Origin of the sequence: Bradyrhizobium sp. 187, from assembly GCF_023101005.1 — a bacterium.
GTDB lineage: Bacteria > Pseudomonadota > Alphaproteobacteria > Rhizobiales > Xanthobacteraceae > Bradyrhizobium > Bradyrhizobium canariense_D.
This window is the reverse complement of record NZ_CP064693.1, coordinates 6440680-6458703: the sequence shown is the minus strand read 5'-3', so window position 1 is coordinate 6458703 and position 18024 is coordinate 6440680. Positions and strand designations below refer to the sequence as shown.

The window sequence follows — 18024 nt, the reverse complement described above, 5'->3', positions numbered from 1 at the left end:
GACCTCGCGCCCGGAATTAGAGAACAGCCAGGGTCACAGGCGGCGGTCTGCAACGGAGGCGAGGACTTCTGCTCTACCCCAGACTCCAGACCTGCCGATGCGCTGCGTCAACCGGCGCGATGGGCCACCACCGGACTCATGCCCGCGACAAAACAGCATAATCAATTTCTGGAGCGTCTACCGAGTAGCACCGTCGGCGAGCAACATAAATTGAAAGACGGCGCCCTCGGGTTTGTTCGGCGCAACCCACAACCGGCCATCATGGGCTTCGATGATCGAGCGGCAGATCGCCAGACCCATCCCCATACCGTCCGATTTTGTCGTGAACAGCGGATTGAATATCCGCTCGAGCTCATGCGAGCCGATTCCTGTTCCGGTGTCCGCCACCGATACGATTACGCCGCCGCCGTCGTGGACCTCGGACCTCACGCACAGGACCCGCGCGCCATCCTTGGCCGCCATCGAATCGATCGCGTTCGTGATCAAGTTCAGAAGCACTTGCTGCAGCTGGGTTCGATCCCCTCTTACCCGCGGTACCTGTGCATTCGGCTCGGCTTCGACCAATATCCGGTGTCTCTGCAGATTGTCGCGCGTCAAGGCGAGGGCTTCGCCGATGAGGTCGTTGATGTCGAGCGACGTTCTGTTCCGGCCGTCCTTCTTGAAGATCGTCCGAATGCCATCGATCACCGCTCCGGCACGATGGCCATCAAGGCTGATCTGTTTGAACGACGCCTTCGCTTGTTCGAGATCGGGCGTCGTGCGATAAAGCCAGTGCAAGCCGGCCTCGGCATTCATTACCATCGCCGACAATGGTTGTTTGACTTCGTGAGCGATCGAAGCCGACACCGCATCCCCGGTCATCAGCCGCGCCTCGCGCTCGCGACGTTGCGCCAAGAGCGCGCGGAGCAGCCGCGCATAAAGCGTCGTTATCTCGTACAGCAAGACAAACAGCACAAGACTGCCGGACAGGACCCCAAAGATCCGGCCGGTATACCAGGCAATGCTGAAACGGCCCGGATTGGGGAGTGAAATCAAACATATCTCTATCACATACGCGAACATCACCACCATCAGCCACAGATCGAGCACTGAACGTCGCCGCGTCCAGAGCACAACGATCGCAAGGACGCTCAACAGTGCCGTGAAGCCGCCGATATAAGGCCAGAGAGCCGAAAGATGGACCGTATCGAGCATTATGCGGGGCAATACTTCGTGCCCCGCGGTGACAAGCAAAGCCGCTGCGCACACGATGCCCGCGGTCACAGCCACACTCAAAAGGATGGCCACATGCAGGGGGCCCTGCCACAACCGCTTGGTTGGATCGGCATCCTTCAGGAGGGCATAGGCGATTACGAAGACAGGGAAACCGGCGTGCCACAGGGTGTAGAGCCATACCGTGCTCTGGAGCCCGGCGCCAAGCAGGCCACCTGGCGCGAACACGCCCGGAAAGGTCAGCATCCACGGGATTAACATAAGCGCAGTGAAGAGATATCCACTCGCGATCACGAGGAGTGCACGCGAACGCAGGATGGAGAAATGTGCAAACAGCAGGACAGCGGTGATCGAATCGTTCACGAACATCGCCGTGGCATAAGCCGGGATGAAGGCGTCGATCCGCGCCAGTTGAACCCTCGCGAGGGGCCCTGCCGTGATGAAAAATGCGACAAGCAAAACCAGCACGACGCCAAGCGCGAGCCGCTTTTGCGCCAGGCTCGGCGACAGGTTCGAGAGGATAAAGTGCTGTTCCTCTGGGGCGGCGGCTGCGTTCACCATCGGAGCGACTCCTCGCAGCGGCTGGAGCGCGCCACTCTCGTCACATGCTGTCTCGGTTCGCGGCCAGTTCTGTCCATTGGGACGGCTGACGACGAGCAAGGAAGCGTCGCGGCCTCTGAACAGGCTGGACTGGCAAGGTTTCCTCCGGCGGCGCATGTGATCGCGCCAGCGACCGACCTCAGAACACTTTTTCGCTCCATCGTTCCGGCTCTCCCCGGTTCGATTGGACACCCAGCGTGACCTCAGTGTATCTCGTTTGGGCGCAGAGATCGATGTCCGGTCGGGGTCAAAGGCGGCGGTCCGCACCGGAGGCGATGACTTCTGCTCTGCCCCTGAGTCCCGACCTGCCTGTGCACTGCGCCGGCCGACGCGATGGGCCACAAACGGACTCATGCACGGCAGCAATCAGCGGAGGGCGCACTTCGTCCGAAACGCGGTGGCTTACACGCCGCGCGGAACTCCAGCAGTGAAAAGGCTGGTGAGCTGTCTTTAGCTTCTGATCTCAGCGCGTGGCCAGCCTTCTGTACGCCGCAATGGCCCGCTTGAGATCTTCATATTCCTCGCAAGAAATGAGGCAGAGGTTTTCCAGCGCCCCCAACTGTTGCTGTGCCCTGGCCGGCTCCCCAAGCAGCAGATAAGCCTCACCGAGATGTTCATGCGCGCTGCGGTGGCGGGAATTTAGCATCAGTGCCTTCTGATAATGGTCAATAGCCGGACCTATCTGACTCAGCCGCCGATAGGCATAGCCGATGTAGTTCTGGATATCGGCATTGGTCGGGTCGCGCAGCGCAGCGAGCTTGAACGCTGCGATTGCGCCATTCCAATTGTCGGTGCGTAGCGCCTTCTTTCCGGCGTTGAAATCGGGATCGACTTGCGCCCAGTCGGCGTCCGATGCAACGGATGCCATGGTGGTGCAGATCGGCCAGGCTTCTGCCGTGGTGGCCGTCTCGGCCCGACGCTCGAGCCCACCGGACGGTGGTGTCGTTGGGGTCCGCCAGCCCGGCGAGTTGATGGTATAGGCTGCCACGCCGCTCACCAGCACACCGAGCATTATTCCCAATGCGACTAACCGGATCATCGTTATCTCTCGGCCTGATGGCGTCCGGGCGGGGGTCCGGGCAACCAGGCAATTATTTTCGTGCAGCACCTGTCGTATCGTCCTGGCGCGAGTATGCTCGGGCCTCACGGATTTCTTGCCGCTCCGTGTCAGCGTTCTTGGCCAGGTTCACCAGCTTGCCAAAGTAATCGGAGGCTTTCTGGTGGTCACCTGCGCTGTCGGCGGCGCGGGCGGCTCCCGAGAACGCGCGGAAGCGGTTGGGGGTCTGCTTGAGCGCGATCTCGAACTCGTTCAGGGCAGCAGCGGGCTGCCCCGTCTCAAGGAGCAATTCCGCCAGCAATTCGCGGAACGGATAGAGACGATTCTCCATCGCCACATGCTTGAGGCTGCCGTCTTCGTTGTCAGCCGCTGCTCGCATGAATTGCAGCGCCTGATCGCCCGCACCTTCCTTCAGTGCGACCCAGGCCGAAACGGCAAGCATCTGCTCCTCGGTACGGTCGGCCCAGTAGGATTGGTCGGCCCGCTGCAGTGTTGTTCGCAAGGCCTTCATCGCTTCGACCTCTTCTTTGGCCCCGGCAAGATCGCCAGTGCGCGCCATGCCAAGACCGCGTGTGAAGCGGATCAACGAATCCGCCATGGGATATTGGGTGGCAGTCATCGGCAAAGCGGCAGCGCCGGCCCAATCCGCTCGTTCCAGGACGTAACGCGCCGGCATCGCGGCCTTGGCGGTGAAATTGACGAAATTGATCGGACGATCGCCGCGGTCGGCGGTGGCGAGCGACTTCTTGATCATCGCATCGGCCTTGGCATCCTGCGAGAGCTGCAGATGTGCGTAGACCGTAAAATCCGACGCGTGATAGTAGTCGGGCTGGATCTCGAGCGACGACGCGTTGGAGGCAATGGATTCCTCCCAAAGTCCGACCATGGAGTAGATGTGCGACGGCATGTGCCGCGCGTGCGGCACGGCCGGCGCAATGCCGGCATAGCGCCGCGCTGACGCGATTCCCTTCTCGGCAAGCGGCGCGAAGTCGTAGGCGTGAATGAGGTAGTGCGTCACACCCGGATGCTGCGGGTTCTGCTCGAAGAGTTTCTCCAACAGCGCGGCGGACTTGATCTGATTGGCGTAGGTGAGGTCGCTTTTCGGCGCCGCGGCCTGAAGCGCCAAAGCATAAAAGGCCTGGACCTCGTAGTCGTCGGGATAGCTTTGCGCCATCTGCGCCATAGCGGCACTGTAGGCTGCCAGTCGGGCGTTCACGGCGACCTTGTCATGATCGCGGAAATAAGTGCTTAGCGTCTCGATCCAGTCGCGCTCGCGCTGGGTCTTCGCGCCGATGGCGCGGGCTTTTTCCAGTGCGTCCCAGGCCGCCTGCGCGTCGGCGCGCGTCGGGGTAGCTGCAAGGGTGTTGCCGAGGAAGTCCATCGCCACGCCCCAATACGCCATGGCGCAAGTGGGATCCTGCTGTAGAATCCCTTCGAATTTTCGGCGGGCAATCAAAAACCAGTACGAATGAAGCATGGCGACGCCGCGGTCGAACTCGGCCTGCACAGTGGGGGCACAGGAGGTAGGGAAGACCACTTTGCCCAGCTTTTCGTCTTGCTGGCCGATTGCGCCGCTTGCGAGCGCTGCAGTGATCAGGCCGGCGGCAAACAAGGTTCCTCCCAATTTCGTGTTCATTGTAAGTGCCCTTTCTGAGTTTCCGGGCGCGATGTTCCGCGAGATTGCTTCATCGGTCGCGTACGGCTCCGTCTATTCCTCTGGCTCCAGATTTTGGCTGTTGCCCAGGTGTCCTGCGAAGGGCTTACGATGCGGACAAACGCATCGGTCCAAGGCGCGCCATTGCCTGATGTTCGCCTCGCGACGCGGGAGCGCAACGCTCTCAGCCAGTACGAAAATATCAAAGACGGGGCGATGATCGATTCACTGTGCGCTTTCGCACAGTGAATCACTAGTTAAATCGCAATCCTGCGGGAGATCAAAAGGTAAGGCCATCTTGCCCTTTTTCGGGCAGCCGCATTCCCAGGATTAGGACGCTTCTTGAACATGCCGACTATGTTCGTTGGTCTTGCCAGCGCCTTCAGACCTAGTCTACTTCCCGGCGCAAAATTGATGCTTTCGGGCCTTTGGTCAACAGCGTGCGGCAAAGAAAAACCCGCCGAGGTGGGCGGCGGGGGTCTAAAGCGAGCAGTAATGGGGGCGAGGCTTGCGAGCTCGGCGGACAACAGAGCTTCACGATGCGCGTGATTTTCCGAACATCCCTTCGCATACCTTCCTATCTGCCGTCGGTGCGCCTCGATCTCTTCGATGTTCGCCAGGCGCTGCTACTCAGACGATTCCTCCGAGACGACGGCCAATGCCAGCGCGCTGTAGAAATGGTAGCCGACGATCTCAACGAAAAGCTCCGTTGACCAGACAAGGGCACTTGGCTCTCGCGAAACCGCGACTGCTTCCAACATCTCACCAGCGAAATTCCGCGTCGAAAGACTGTTCGTCCACGATGCTATAGACCGCATCGAAGCCGATGCGTTAGGCGGGGAATACGTTTGGAGTCCATTGGTGGAGCGCCTCGGCTTCACCTTCCTCCTCGGTCGGGGCCCATCACAATGCCGCTTGCAGAATGATGGGCTTCCCGAGACCGCCTCCTCGACGAAAAGCCTCAATGATTTTTCCAAGCTGCATCTTCGCAGATGTGTCAAATGCAGACACATCGGCTGCTGTGATCCTTCCCCAAGTCAGCACGGATCGAAGCATAACGAGACAACAGGTCACCCCACAATCACGAGCTTGAGCCGGGCGAGCGATGGTTTTACGACTATCGTACAGGAGAGACCTTCGCCGGCCCAAATCTTCACCCCCTAGCTCGCGTCCATTAGATCAAGCTGTGCCCCGACCGCCTGAAGCGGTGCCTTCAAATTGGCAACGCTACGTCATGAGTAAGTAGCAGCTCCTTGCTGCCATCTCATTGGCCCAGCAACGGCGATATCTCGCTGAACTGGCTCAGTGGGACATAGCGGACTAGATTTTCCTCTCGCCGAGGACATGTAGCTGACATCTCACGCTGCTCAAGAGACGAGCGAGAAATAGGTCAATACCGCTTTGCGCAATTGATGTACTAAACTTGGGCGACTGACGCGTTTTGCCGAGGTTGTAGACGAGCATCTCAGCACTGATAACGAAAAGCTTATCAGTGCGCGAACTGACTCTGTTTTACTCGAAACCCTATGGCGAACCGAATCCACATGGACTCCAACATTGCCGTAAAAGCCACCAGCACCCTCGTCCGGAAGGGTTACTGCTGAGCATTACCCTTTTGTGTTCACCTAGACCCGCAATAACGATCACTCGGCAGCAACGACCCTCGATTTCTTATCGAGCACTGTGTCGATAGTTTCCGGCTCGGGGTCTTCGGTAAAGTCCTTTTCCTGACGATCGCGTTCCGCATGCCGTTTAGGGTTGAACCAATGCGAGACCCGGTCGAGATAAAGATAAACCACCGGTGTGGTGAAAAGCGTCAGGACCTGACTGACCAGCAGACCGCCGACCATGGAGTACCCGAGCGGTTGACGGAGTTCCGAGCCGGTCCCGTGTCCCAGCATCAGCGGCACGCCGCCCAGCACGGCCGCCATCGTCGTCATCAGAATCGGGCGGAAGCGCAGCAGGCAGGCCCGGCGAATGGCTTCGACCGGCGACAGGCCCTGATCCCGCTCCGCCACGATCGCAAAGTCGACCAGCATGATGCCGTTCTTCTTGACGATGCCGATCAACAGGACCAGGCCGATCAGCCCGATCAGGCTGAAGTCGAAATGGAAGATGAGGAGCGTTGCCAGCGCGCCGACGCCGGCCGACGGCAGGGTCGACAGGATCGTCAGAGGGTGAATGTAGCTCTCGTAGAGCACGCCGAGAATGAGATAGACCACGATCAGCGCCGCCACGATCAGCAAGGGCACGGAGGAGAGCGACTCCTGGAATGCTTTCGCCGTGCCTGCGAAAGTGGAGGTGATGGCGGCCGGCACGTTCATCTGCCTTTGCACCGCATCGATCGCCTGCGTCGCCTGGCCGAGCGCGATGTTGGGCGCGAGGTTGAAGGAGATCGTCACCGCTGGAAACTGGCCCTGATGGTTAATGGCCAGCGGACGCACCGGAGCCGTGGTCCACTTGGTGAACGCCGACAGCGGCACCTCTCCCCCCGTCGTCGGGGAACGCAGGTAGATCTGCTCGAGCGTGGACGGGTTCTTCTGCAGCGAGGGCAGCACTTCGAGGACGACATAGTAGGTGGACAATTGGGTGAAATAAGTCGCGATTTCCCGCTGCCCGAATGCGTCATACAGGGTCGCGTCGATGACGTCGGGGGTGAGCCCGAAGCGGGCGGCCTGATTGCGGTCGATCGACAGCGTCAGCGTGGTGCCTGACGTCTGCTGGTCGGATGCGACGTCGCGCAGCTCAGGCATCTGCTGCATCTTCGCGAGCAGCCTGGGGGCCCATGTGTTGAGCTGGTCCATGTCGGTCGACTGCAATGTGAACTGAAATTGCGTCCGGGACGCCCGGCCGCCGACACGTACGTCCTGCGCCGACTGGAGGAAGAGACGCGCGCCCTGAACCTTCGCCGTCTGGGCCTGCAGGCGACGGATGACCTGGTCGGCCGAGGCGGTGCGCTCGTCGCGCGGCTTCAACGTGATGTACATGGTGCCGTCATTGAGCGTATTGCCGCTTCCGCCCATCCGCATCGCCATGTGGTCGATCGCCGGATCCTTCAGCACGACAGCGCCGATCTCCTGCATGTGCTTCGCCATGTCAGCGATCGACACGTCTTGCGACGTTTCGACGATGCCGGTGATTAGCCCGGTATCCTGTTGCGGAAAGAACCCCTTCGGGATGATCACGAACAGATAGACCGTCAGCGCGATGGTCGCGAAGAAAACCATCAGGGTCGCGAAGCGGAAGCGCAGCACCACGTCGAGGCCGCGCGCATAGCCGTTCACGAGGGCCTGGAACATCCGCTCGCTGAGCATATAGAGCCTGCCGTGATGTTCCTCGTCGTGCGATTTGAGGAAGCGCGAGGCCATCATCGGCGTCAACGTCAGCGACACCAGAGCCGACACGACGATCGTCATCGCGAGCGTCACCGAGAATTCGCGGAACAGGCGGCCGATGATGCCGCTCATCAGCAATAGCGGGATCAGCACCGCGATCAGCGAAATCGAGATCGAGATGATCGTGAAGCCGATTTCGCTCGCGCCCTTGAGCGCGGCGGCCATCGGCGTCTCGCCCTCCTCGGTATAGCGGGTGATGTTCTCCAGCATCACGATGGCATCGTCGACCACGAATCCGACTGCGATGGTGAGGGCCATCAGGGACAAATTGTCGAGGCTGTAGCCGGCTATCCACATCAGCGCGCATGCGCCCAGCAGCGCCAGCGGCACCGTGATCGACGGGATGATGGTGGCCCAGACGCTGCGCAGGAAGACGAAGATCACCATCACGACGAGGCCGATCGTCAGCAGCAGCGTGAACTGCACGTCCTTCACCGCCGCGCGGATCGTCTGCGTGCGGTCCGACAGCACCGAGACCTTGATGGCCGGCGAGACGCCGGCCTGCAGATGCGGTAGTTGCTTCATGACGTTGTCGACGGTGTCGATGACATTGGCACCGGGTTGCTTGAAGATGACGAGGAAGACGCCGGGCTTGCCATCAACCCAGCCGTATTGGGTATTGTCCAGCGGCGCACTCACGGCATGGCCGATGTCGCCGACGCGGACGGGACTGCCGTTCCGATAGGCGATGACGATGTCGTTCCAGGCCTCGGCCTTGGTGAACTGGTCGTTGGCATAGACGGTGTAGGTGCGGGTGTCTCCGTTGAGGGTTCCCTTGGGATTGTTGACGGTGATGACCGAGAGCGGGGTGCGCACGTCCTCCAGCGACAGGCCCTTGGCGACCAGCTTGGCGGGATCGATCTGGACACGGATCGACGGCGCCTGCTGCCCGCCGACGCTGACCTGGCCGACGCCGCTGATATGGCTGATGGCCTGCGCGAGCTTGGTGTAGGTCTCGTCGGATACCTGCGTCATCGGCAGCGTCGTCGATGTGGCGCCGAGCGTAAGAATGGGAGAGTCGGCCGGATTGACCTTCCTGTAGGTCGGCGCGCTCGGCATATTCTTGGGCAACTGCCCGCTCGCCGCATTGATGGCGGCGAGCACGTCGGACCCCGCACCGTCGATGTTGCGCGAGAGATCGAACTGCAAAACGATCTGGGTCGAGCTGGTCTGGCTCGAGGACGTCATCTCCGAGACGCCGGGAATCAGGGCGAATTGCGATTCAAGCGGCTGCGCCACCGAGGACGCCATCGTTTCGGGGTCCGCGCCGGGAAGGCTGGCGGAGACCTGGATGGTGGGGAAATCGACCTCCGGCAGAGGCGCCACCGGCAATTGCGGATAGGCGATGATTCCGACGAAAAGAATGCCGACCATCAGCAGTGACGTCGCGATGGGAAGGCGAATGAAAGGAGCCGAGATACCGCCAGCCATATCAGTCAGCCGATCTGGTCTTGGGCTGGATGGCTGTGGCGCTCGCATCCACCGTTGGCGCGGCCTGCGGCTTTTCGTCGACCAGCGCGCCATCGAACAAGCGCGACTGCCCGGCCACGACGATCCTGTCTCCGACGTTCAGGCCTTCGGAGACCACGGCGTTTGCGTCGCCGCTCTGGCTGACCTTGATCGGCCGGGCGCTGACCTTGCCGTTGTCGCCGATCACGTAGGCGAACAGACCCGTCGGCCCGTGCTGCACGCAGTCCTGCGGCACGACGATGACCTGCTTGCGCGTGTCGATCAGCATCCGCGTATTGACGGACAGGCCGGGCCACAAGGCGTTGTCCTTGTTGTCGAAACGCGCTTTCAGGCTGATGGTCCCGGTGGCCTGGTTCACCGAATTGTCAATGACCACGAGCTTACCTTGCGACAGCGTCCTGACTCCGTCCGAGGTCAGCGCCTCGACGGGCACCTCGCCGGCCTCGTAAGCCTTGGAGATGGCCTGTAATTGCTCTTCCGGCTCCGTGAATTGCACGGCTATTGGCTGCAGCTGGGCAATGGTGACGATCCCCGTCGTATCCGCGGCATGCACGATGTTGCCGGGGTCAACCAGGCGGAAGCCCGTTCGTCCGCTGATCGGCGCCTTGATCGAGGTGTAACCGAGATTGGTCTGCGCATTGTCGATGGCGGCCTGGTCGCCCTTCACCTGCGCGGTCAACTGATCGACCAGCGCTTGCTGGGCATCGAGATTCTGTTGGGTCTCGAATTGTTGTTTCGCGAGCTTCTGAAATCGCTCCAGGTTCAGCTGGTCGTTCCTCAAATTGGCCTCGTCCTGGGCCTTCTTCGCCACCGCCTGCTCGAGAGCCGCGGTAAAGGGGCGTTGGTCGATCTCCAGAAGCGGATCGCCCTCCTTCACCATCTGACCTTGCTTGAAGAACACCTTCGTGATCTGACCGTCGACACGACTCTTGACCGTTACCGTCCTGAACGGCGAGACGACTCCGAGACCGTAGGTGTGCACGGGAAAGTCGGCCCGCTTCACCTCGAACGAGGTTACGGGAATCTTTACCGCTGCTTGACTGGAAGCACTTTGCGCGGCCGCAGCGACGGCCTTCACGCCTCCGAGGAGCTCATACCACAGGCCGTAGGCGACAGCAGCTATCGCAAGAATTCCAAACAGCGCAACGCTAAACTTCGGTCGCCTTCTCAAATCGATAACCCTCTAACTGATTTTACCTGCCTTCAGGTAAACCGACTGATTGCAGGTGAAATCGCCGCCTGGAATTGAAAGTATCGCGTACAAGATCCTAGCGTCAAAATGACGATCGCGTGCGAGACTCTGTACAAATTGTCATGCTCGCTTGCCGAGAAACGCAGTCGCTCAAATCGAAAAACGTCCAGCGAAGGAAAGGCAGAAACAAACAGAAGCGAGATGTGGAGACACGAGAGATCGCCGCAGCACTCACGCTGAATTGCGCCAGCGATCAAGGATTTCCGGAACGTCCGCCTCAAGTCCGGCCTTATCATCAAAATTCAGCAAGCGCTGCTTGACGGGAATAAGGCGCAAGATGAAGGCCAGTCAACCGAACCACCGGGGAAATGTCGTACCGTTTCGAACGCGATCAGGAGACGGCAGAGATCCAGTTGAAGATGCGCGGTCCGACAACATCTTTCGCATGCTCGACCTCTCGAAGTTCGAGCACAATCGCCCCGCTGTCGAGAGTGGCGCCAGCATGCGTGCGAATATCGCGGCAATGGTTTTGCTCGGGCTTCTCGTATTCATTGCAACAGAGGATTTTTCGAAACTCGAGCAATCGAACCTGCGCTTGGATAAATCAGAGTACAGTAATTGAAAAGCAGCCTGCTGTCCCTTCGCCGATCAGCGCCGACCAAATCTACGGTTACAATGCCGCCAGCGGCACGACGGCGATTTCAGACTAGGTTCATTTCCTAATCCAATAACCCAGATTAGGCGGCGTCGCGATGGGTCTAGCTCTTTCGCCGGCATCTCTTCTGCTCAGCAGAGACTCATGCTCTGGTAGGCACCGCCGCAACTGATAAGCTTTCGTATGAACCCTTCCACTTGCGCCGGGTCCATGCCGCCGTACGGCTGGGCCACATACAGGACGGGCACCCCGATATCCGGGAAGATGTCCCGAGGCATGCGATCGACCACCAGAAAACCCACCAACGCGACGGCTATGACCATCGTCAAAAGCGAGATCGGACGTCGCAATGCAAACGACACCAAGTTCATCGTGCCACCTCAGTCCACGCCGGCGCGCCCGGACGGCCGGGCGCGCTTTGACTGCAGCAATGGAAACCAGCCGGACGTTTCGGAGAAATGCGGCTCATATGTTCGTCCAAACGCCCAGCCCCCGGAGGTCCATCAATCTCGGGCGGTGAGCAGAGCTTGGACGGCGAACCGTCTTGGAGTGCCGGGGGTCTGCAGGCCCCGGCGGTAAATGACGATCCAACATCGCAATCAAATGCGGTCGTCTCAAGTAAATTGACTTTCAGATTTGCTACGCCTGATCCGCACGAATTTGTGATGCCCAGACGCGACGGTCTTTTGAGACCGAAATTTATTGCGGAAAGGTAACGGCTAAAGATGTGCAAGATAATGCGCGAGCGCGGTGATTTCCTCTTCGCTCAGGGGATAGGCGACCTCCGCCATCGCCGCGACGCCGCCGCCGACTCGCACGTTTGACTTGTAGTCATGCAGCGCCTTGGTCAAGTAGTCCTCCCTCTGGCCGGCGAGGCGCGCAACCGCTTTGCTCCCGGCGAATGTATCGCCATGGCACGACGCGCAACGCCGTCCGGCGGCCGCCTCTGCACCCTTCTTGGATAGATCGGGGTTGTCATCGGGTGTCGAAGCCTTCGGCGGCGTCAGCGAGGCAAAATAGGTACCGAGATTTCGAATGTCTTCATTGCTGATCTGTTCGGCGATCGGCTGCATCACCTCGCTTTTCCGGGAGCCGGCTCGGAAAAAAACCAGCTGCCACTGCAAGAAGGAATCAGGCTGTCCCGCCAGCGACGGCGTGTTCTCGGTTTGAGACGCGCCTGCTTCACCGTGGCATGGCGTGCATTGTGCGGCCTTTTCCCTGACCGATTCGTCCGCCGCGCTTGCGACGTCGGCCGACAGGACGAGCATCACGGCCGCCAATATCGAAGAAAAGGGCTCTGTGACGCTCATGTGAATTCGCTTCATGGCAAACTTCCGTTTTGGCGCCGCAGCAGAGCCAGACCCGTGAACCAGACCGATCGTCCTAAATCGCTTCGGTTGGGAAGGTTCCGACGCCTCAATGAACAAATTTCACCACACCACGATTTTTTGATCACTGATCAGCGGGCTTCAGGCCACGCGGTTTGTGGAAATCCGGCGCGAAAGTTCGAAACAACGAGATCTTCAGCCGCGCCCGATTATTGTTCATATTGCATTTTCGAATGGGCGAAATTAGTAATTGCCACAGGGGAAATGCAGTGTCCCCTTGAGACTCCGGTCCAACGACTGCGCAACGCTCGACTTGTCGAGGAGATTTGCGCATGGACCAAAGCAAGCACTCTATTTCACCCAATGAACTGTATGCGCGGCTGGGTACCGATGCTGCGCCAATCATCGTCGATGTGCGGCGCGAGACCGACTTTGCCGGTGCCGACACACTTGTTGCCGACGCGATCGAGCAGCCTGGCGTAGAAGCTACCGAGGACCGATTTCCGCTCGCAATCTCCAAAACAGCGCCGCTGAAAAATGTCGAGGTCAGCCTCCGCCTTGAGACGACCGGAGGCACGTCGGATCGTGACGGCGGCTTCGCCCTGCGCCTGAGAACACCCAACAACTACTATCTCGTCAAATTGGATGCGCTGAGAGACAGGGTTCTGTTCTTGCTCGTAGCCGATGGGGTGCCCAAAGAAAGTCGGCGTCGATGCCGACATCGCTCCGCACACTTGGCGCACCCTGGCAGTCCGAGCCAGCGACGACCAATTCGTCGTCTCACTCGATGGCACTTGGGTGTTCACGGGATTCGACAGAACTCTATCGAAGCCGGGCCGCATCGCACTTTGGACCAAGGGCGACAGCGTCACGCGCTTCGACCAGATCGAGATCGCATCGTTGCCATGAGTCCACAACGAACCAGTCATCTGCCCCCGCGCACCTTTCGGGGAGACGCCAACCCAAGGAGATTCCCAAGACCATCAAAACCGAACGCCGAAGCTTCATTCAAGGAGCGGGGACTCGTTGCTGCCGCCGCATCGACAACGGTGCTGGCGGCGAGCCCCGCATTCGCCCAAGCCAACCAACCGAACGGAGCGAGAACGATGCCATATCAAGCAAAACCCCTGTCACTCGACCCGAAGTCCATCAAGGGCATCTCGGAGAAGGTTCTCGTAAGCCATTATGAGAATAACTACGTTGGCGCCGTAAAGCGCCTCAACGCGATCGGCGCGCAGCTGGCCGAGCCCGATTTCACCAAGGCGCCGAATTTCATAGTCAACGGCCTGAAGCGCGAAGAGTTGATCGCCGCGAACTCGATGATCCTGCACGAGATATATTTCGACGGACTCGGTGGTGGTGCCGGCGCAAGCAGCGCGCTGGCGGAGGCTATCACCCGTGATTTCGGTAGCCTCGAGCGCTGGCGCGCGGAATTTGTCGCGATGGGCAAGGCAGAAGGCGGCGGTTCTGGCTGGGTGATCCTGTCCTACTCGCCACGCGACAAGCGCCTTGTGAACCAATGGGCGGCGGACCACACCACGACGCTGGCCGGCGGTCGCCCGGTGCTGGTGCTCGACATGTACGAGCACGCCTATCACATGGACTATGGTGCGGCGGCGGCGCGCTATGTCGACATCTATATGGAGGCAATCCGCTGGGACAACGCTGCCAAGCTGTACGATCAGTACAGCCATGAAGGCTAGTGGTTGGGTGCGAGATATCTTGCGTAGAGGTGCACAATTTGCCGGCGATGCGGCGCGCTTACGACGGAGCTCGGTCATGAGCTGCCGAACGTCACAAATCCTAGCGCAACCAGAACAACATGCTCTGCATGTCGCAGTCGAAACCTGGGAAGTCGTAGCGCCATTCAAGTTTTAGTGACCTGTCCGGCTAGATCATTTCTTGCAAGCGTCGAAATATTTGCACCGCGCCGATGTTTCTTATGCTGATGACAGAAGCGCGAAGATCCTCGATGCCCAAGGCTGCCCTGGTCTCCCTTGCAACGTCGGTGCCTCCCCACGTGTTTTTGCAAAAGCACGTTCTGACGGCAGCCTGGGATGTCTTCGGCGCCCGCTTTCCTGAATTCGAAAGGTTCTCCAGCATTTTTTTGAATACCGGGATCGTCAAACGTCATGGTGTCAAGCCGTTCGACTGGTATCTCGAACGACGAGGCTGGCCGGAACGCACCGAGGCCTTTCTCGAAGGAGCCGAAGCGTTATTTGTAGATGTCGCCGAGAAAGTGCTTGCGAACGCACAACTTGCTGGCGGCGACATCGACACCGTCGTGACTGTCTCCTCCACGGGAATCGCGACTCCAAGTCTCGAGGCGCGCGTTAGCCGCCGGATGGGGTTCCGGTCCGACGTGATGCGTGTACCAGTGTTTGGCCTTGGCTGTGCGGGCGGGGTTTCGGGATTATCGATCGCGGCGCGCCTCGCGCAAGCGCGACCAGGCACCAACGTCCTGCTGGTCACGATCGAGCTCTGCTCACTTGCACTTCGCCTGGACGAACTTACCAAGGCTAACATTGTCGCCGTCAGCCTGTTCGGCGACGGCGCTGCTGCAATCGTGCTGCGTGCGGGCGATGGCGGTGCGACGCAGATCGAGGCTACCGGCGAACACCTTTGGCCGGATACGCTTGGCATCATGGGATGGAGTGTCGACCCGGAAGGATTCGGCGTCATCTTTCGCCGTACCATACCAGACTTCGTCACGAGGCATCTCAACTCCGCCGTGACGGAAATTCTCTCCAGCATGCGCCTTTCGATGCAAGACATCGACCGGTTCATCTGCCATCCCGGCGGTGCGAAGGTTATCAGTGCATTAGAAAGCGCTCTCGCGCTCGACCAAGGAACGCTTTCCCATGAACGGCAGATTATTGCCGACTTTGGCAACATGTCGTCACCCACTGTGTTGTTCGTGCTTGAGCAGGCCCGCGCGAAGGGGCTACCGCCGCGCTCGCTGTTGACGGCGCTCGGACCCGGCTTCACCGCGAGCTGTGTCGCGCTACGGCACACTGCGTGACGTTTGCTGAGCTCATTCTCGGCGCCATCACGCTGCAGCGTGTGGGCGAACTTGTCATTTCGCGCGCTAACACTCGAAAGCTCCTGGCCCGCGGCGCCGTTGAGGTGGCACCCCGGCATTATCCGCTGATCATCACGGTTCATACAGCCTGGCTGTTGTCGCTGTGGGTGTTCGGACGAGATCAGCCGGTGAGTGTCGTTGCCCTGGCCGGCTACCTCTTCCTTCAGTGCCTTCGCTTCTGGGTAATCTGGACGCTCGGCTCACGATGGACGACGCGGATTATTGTTCTGCCCGGACAGCCGCTCGTGTCGGCGGGACCCTATCGATTTCTGTCGCATCCAAACTATGCCGTGGTCGCTGGCGAGATCGCCGTGCTTCCGTTGGTTCTAGGTCTGCCGCTGCTGGCCGTCGTCTTCACCATCCTCAACGCTACGGCTCTCGCGATCCGCATATGGGCCGAAAACCGCGCCCTCGCCGCATCCCGTGAGACATTGTGCGTGGCGCATAATGACTGAACGGGTTACCGAGCCGAGCGCGGCTACGTGGCTTGGCTTCGTCCTGATGTGTCTTGGCATGTTCATGGCGATCCTCGACATTCAGGTCGTCGCCACTTCGCTACCTACGATCCAGAGTACACTCGCCATATCGCGAGAAGCGATGAGCTGGATTCAAACCGCGTATCTGATCGCGGAGATCATCGCCATTCCACTGACCGGGTGGCTTACGCGCGCTCTGACGCTGCGATGGCTGTTCGTTATTGCGATCAGCCTCTTTACCCTCGCCTCCATCGGTTGCGCGTTCAGCGGCAGTTTTACGACGCTTGTCAGCTTCCGCGTACTTCAGGGTTTTGCTGGCGGCGTGCTGATTCCTGCGGTTTTTTCCGCGGTCTTCCTGCTGTTTCCGATCCGTTTGCATCCCGTGGCCACCACCATGGCCGGCATCATGGCCGTGCTGGCGCCCACGGTCGGGCCCGTGGTCGGTGGCTGGATCACCGACAATTGGTCCTGGCATTGGCTGTTTCTGATCAATGTCGCCCCCGGCGTGGTCGCCGCACTCGCCACGCCAATGTTGCTCCCGCGCGAACGACCCCGGCTTTCTGATCTGGCCACCCTCGACGTGCCTTCTCTCGCACTTCTTGCGGGTTCGCTTGCATGCCTGGAGATCGGTCTGAAGGAAGGCCCGCAACATGGGTGGCTTTCGCCATTCTGCTCTATCCTGATCGTCTTGAGTGTTGCCGCGGCAACTGTCTTCGCCATCCGAACACTCAGGGCCGCGCATCCAGTGGTCGATCTGTCGACATTTCGATCGCGCTCGTTTGCGATCGGTTGCGCATTGAGCTTCTTCCTCGGAATTGGATTGTTTGGCTCGGTCTATCTCATGCCGGTCTTCCTCGCCTATGTTCGACATCATGACGCATTTGAAATCGGCACGATCATGCTCGCCACCGGCGTTTCGCAGCTTATGACCGCGCCGATTGCGGGCCTGTTGGAAAGCAGGTTCGATCCCCGCTGGTTGTCGGCGGCGGGATTTGGTCTGTTCGCGATCGGACTGGGTTGCAGTGCATTCGAGAGCCGTGTCGCCGACTTCCAAGAAATGTTCTGGCCGCAAGTCTTGCGCGGCGTTGCGATCATGTTCTGCCTGCTGCCTCCGACCCGACTGGCGTTGGGTTCGCTGACTGCATCACGGGTACCCGACGCAAGCGGCCTGTTCAATCTAATGCGAAACGTCGGGGGCGCAATCGGTATCGCGCTGATCGATACGATCCTTTATGGGCGCACCGGCGGGCACGCCGACGCTCTGCGCGAGCGTCTGATTGCGGGCGATGTGACCGCGGCTCAGGCGATCGGGCTTGACCTGACGTTGTTTACCCACCGCCCTCCGCAGGTATCCGATGCCACGATTGAAGCCTATCTGCGTCCCATGGTCGAAAAGGCCGCGTTCGCGCTCAGTGCCAACGAAGCCTGGGCCTTCCTCGCCTGCGTGGCGCTGCTCGCACTATTGCTCATTCCGTTCGCGGCTGGTCCATCGGAAGACACTGATGCGGGCACGGATCAACTTTAATAACGAAGCCACATCGCAGAGAGGCCGCCGAAGCTACCGCCTCAGGCAGTGTTGACGGTGGGTTTGTTTCGCGCTTGCGCCGCTACTGCCCATGTCTGATCAGCACGTCTCGGCAAGCTGGATGTAGCCTGGCGCGATTTTCCTTCAGGCAGGCCAGAATAGTAAAATCGCCTTGATCCCTCCACTTGCGGCATAGTCGCTCAACATCGTGGGTGCAGGCCTTCTCGTCCTGATCGGTACCGGCGTGCTGAGCAAAGGTTTCGGTTGATAGGCTCGCGAACACCGCGAGGGCCAGGAGGACTCTGTTCATCTGCGTTCCTTCCTCTTTTGTGGTCGCCGTGTTCAACGGTCGTAGATCGCCGCGGCGCAGCTTCACTC

General features: G+C 59.8%; 14 protein-coding genes. 6 read left to right on the top strand and 8 right to left on the bottom strand.

Going from position 1 to position 18024, the window contains the following annotated elements; genetic code table 11:
- Positions 1-177: 177 nt before the first annotated feature.
- From IVB19_RS31180 to IVB19_RS31170, 3 genes are all read right to left on the bottom strand, one after another.
- The gene (locus tag IVB19_RS31180) at positions 178-1773 is read right to left on the bottom strand and encodes a sensor histidine kinase (protein WP_247820610.1); all 1596 of its coding nucleotides are present in this window, start codon (positions 1771-1773) and stop codon (positions 178-180) included.
- Between the two features lie 502 nt (positions 1774-2275).
- Positions 2276-2851, bottom strand: coding sequence for a tetratricopeptide repeat protein (locus IVB19_RS31175; RefSeq protein ID WP_247820609.1), 576 nt, complete (start codon positions 2849-2851; stop codon positions 2276-2278).
- Positions 2852-2903: 52 nt separating this feature from the next.
- Complete coding sequence (locus tag IVB19_RS31170) at positions 2904-4481, bottom strand: tetratricopeptide repeat protein (protein ID WP_247820608.1); 1578 nt, start codon at positions 4479-4481, stop codon at positions 2904-2906.
- A 903-nt stretch (positions 4482-5384) separates the two neighbouring features.
- On the opposite strand from IVB19_RS31170, the gene IVB19_RS40810 reads away from it, so the two are divergent.
- Positions 5385-5687: a UBP-type zinc finger domain-containing protein gene (locus tag IVB19_RS40810; protein ID WP_524536717.1), complete on the top strand. Its 303-nt coding sequence runs from the start codon at positions 5385-5387 to the stop codon at positions 5685-5687.
- 479 nt (positions 5688-6166) lie between these two features.
- Here the strand turns inward: IVB19_RS40810 and IVB19_RS31165 are convergent, their stop codons facing one another.
- The gene (locus tag IVB19_RS31165; RefSeq protein WP_247820607.1) at positions 6167-9349 is read right to left on the bottom strand and encodes an efflux RND transporter permease subunit; all 3183 of its coding nucleotides are present in this window, start codon (positions 9347-9349) and stop codon (positions 6167-6169) included.
- A 1-nt stretch (position 9350) separates the two neighbouring features.
- Positions 9351-10559 carry an efflux RND transporter periplasmic adaptor subunit gene (locus IVB19_RS31160; RefSeq protein ID WP_524536716.1) on the bottom strand — a complete coding sequence of 403 codons (1209 nt, stop codon included), beginning with the start codon at positions 10557-10559 and terminating at the stop codon, positions 9351-9353.
- 358 nt (positions 10560-10917) lie between these two features.
- Here IVB19_RS31160 and IVB19_RS31155 point away from each other — a divergent pair, with 358 nt between their 5' ends.
- Positions 10918-11202, top strand: coding sequence for a hypothetical protein (locus IVB19_RS31155; RefSeq protein WP_247820605.1), 285 nt, complete (start codon positions 10918-10920; stop codon positions 11200-11202).
- A gap of 164 nt (positions 11203-11366) precedes the next feature.
- On the opposite strand, the gene IVB19_RS31150 is transcribed toward IVB19_RS31155, so the two are convergent.
- Positions 11367-11606 carry an efflux RND transporter permease subunit gene (locus tag IVB19_RS31150; protein WP_247820604.1) on the bottom strand — a complete coding sequence of 80 codons (240 nt, stop codon included), beginning with the start codon at positions 11604-11606 and terminating at the stop codon, positions 11367-11369.
- A 348-nt stretch (positions 11607-11954) separates the two neighbouring features.
- Positions 11955-12503, bottom strand: coding sequence for a c-type cytochrome (locus tag IVB19_RS31145; RefSeq protein ID WP_247821735.1), 549 nt, complete (start codon positions 12501-12503; stop codon positions 11955-11957).
- Between the two features lie 1166 nt (positions 12504-13669).
- Here IVB19_RS31145 and IVB19_RS31140 point away from each other — a divergent pair.
- The 4 genes from IVB19_RS31140 to IVB19_RS31125 all read left to right on the top strand — a co-directional run bounded on the left by IVB19_RS31140 (position 13670) and on the right by IVB19_RS31125 (position 17646).
- The gene (locus IVB19_RS31140) at positions 13670-14266 is read left to right on the top strand and encodes a superoxide dismutase (RefSeq protein WP_247821734.1); all 597 of its coding nucleotides are present in this window, start codon (positions 13670-13672) and stop codon (positions 14264-14266) included.
- A gap of 269 nt (positions 14267-14535) precedes the next feature.
- Positions 14536-15585 carry a type III polyketide synthase gene (locus IVB19_RS31135; RefSeq protein ID WP_247820603.1) on the top strand — a complete coding sequence of 350 codons (1050 nt, stop codon included), beginning with the start codon at positions 14536-14538 and terminating at the stop codon, positions 15583-15585.
- Positions 15582-16100, top strand: coding sequence for an isoprenylcysteine carboxyl methyltransferase family protein (locus IVB19_RS31130; RefSeq protein ID WP_247820602.1), 519 nt, complete (start codon positions 15582-15584; stop codon positions 16098-16100). Before IVB19_RS31135 ends, IVB19_RS31130 begins: the two co-directional genes overlap by 4 nt.
- Positions 16101-16146: 46 nt before the next feature.
- Positions 16147-17646 carry a DHA2 family efflux MFS transporter permease subunit gene (locus IVB19_RS31125; protein ID WP_247821733.1) on the top strand — a complete coding sequence of 500 codons (1500 nt, stop codon included), beginning with the start codon at positions 16147-16149 and terminating at the stop codon, positions 17644-17646.
- A gap of 82 nt (positions 17647-17728) precedes the next feature.
- On the opposite strand, the gene IVB19_RS31120 is transcribed toward IVB19_RS31125, so the two are convergent.
- Positions 17729-17956 (bottom strand): hypothetical protein, encoded by a 228-nt coding sequence (locus tag IVB19_RS31120; protein ID WP_247821732.1) that lies wholly within the window; start codon positions 17954-17956, stop codon positions 17729-17731.
- Between the last annotated feature and the right edge of the window lie 68 nt (positions 17957-18024).

Coding starts and splice junctions, on each gene's coding strand:
- IVB19_RS31180 (WP_247820610.1), bottom strand. CDS start 1,773: ATGGTGAACGCAGCCGCCGCCCCAGAGGAACAGCACTTTATCCTCTCG.
- IVB19_RS31175 (WP_247820609.1), bottom strand. CDS start 2,851: ATGATCCGGTTAGTCGCATTGGGAATAATGCTCGGTGTGCTGGTGAGC.
- IVB19_RS31165 (WP_247820607.1), bottom strand. CDS start 9,349: ATGGCTGGCGGTATCTCGGCTCCTTTCATTCGCCTTCCCATCGCGACG.
- IVB19_RS31155 (WP_247820605.1), top strand. CDS start 10,918: ATGAAGGCCAGTCAACCGAACCACCGGGGAAATGTCGTACCGTTTCGA.
- IVB19_RS31150 (WP_247820604.1), bottom strand. CDS start 11,606: ATGAACTTGGTGTCGTTTGCATTGCGACGTCCGATCTCGCTTTTGACG.
- IVB19_RS31145 (WP_247821735.1), bottom strand. CDS start 12,503: ATGCTCGTCCTGTCGGCCGACGTCGCAAGCGCGGCGGACGAATCGGTC.
- IVB19_RS31140 (WP_247821734.1), top strand. CDS start 13,670: ATGCCATATCAAGCAAAACCCCTGTCACTCGACCCGAAGTCCATCAAG.
- IVB19_RS31135 (WP_247820603.1), top strand. CDS start 14,536: ATGCCCAAGGCTGCCCTGGTCTCCCTTGCAACGTCGGTGCCTCCCCAC.
- IVB19_RS31125 (WP_247821733.1), top strand. CDS start 16,147: ATGTGTCTTGGCATGTTCATGGCGATCCTCGACATTCAGGTCGTCGCC.
- IVB19_RS31120 (WP_247821732.1), bottom strand. CDS start 17,956: ATGAACAGAGTCCTCCTGGCCCTCGCGGTGTTCGCGAGCCTATCAACC.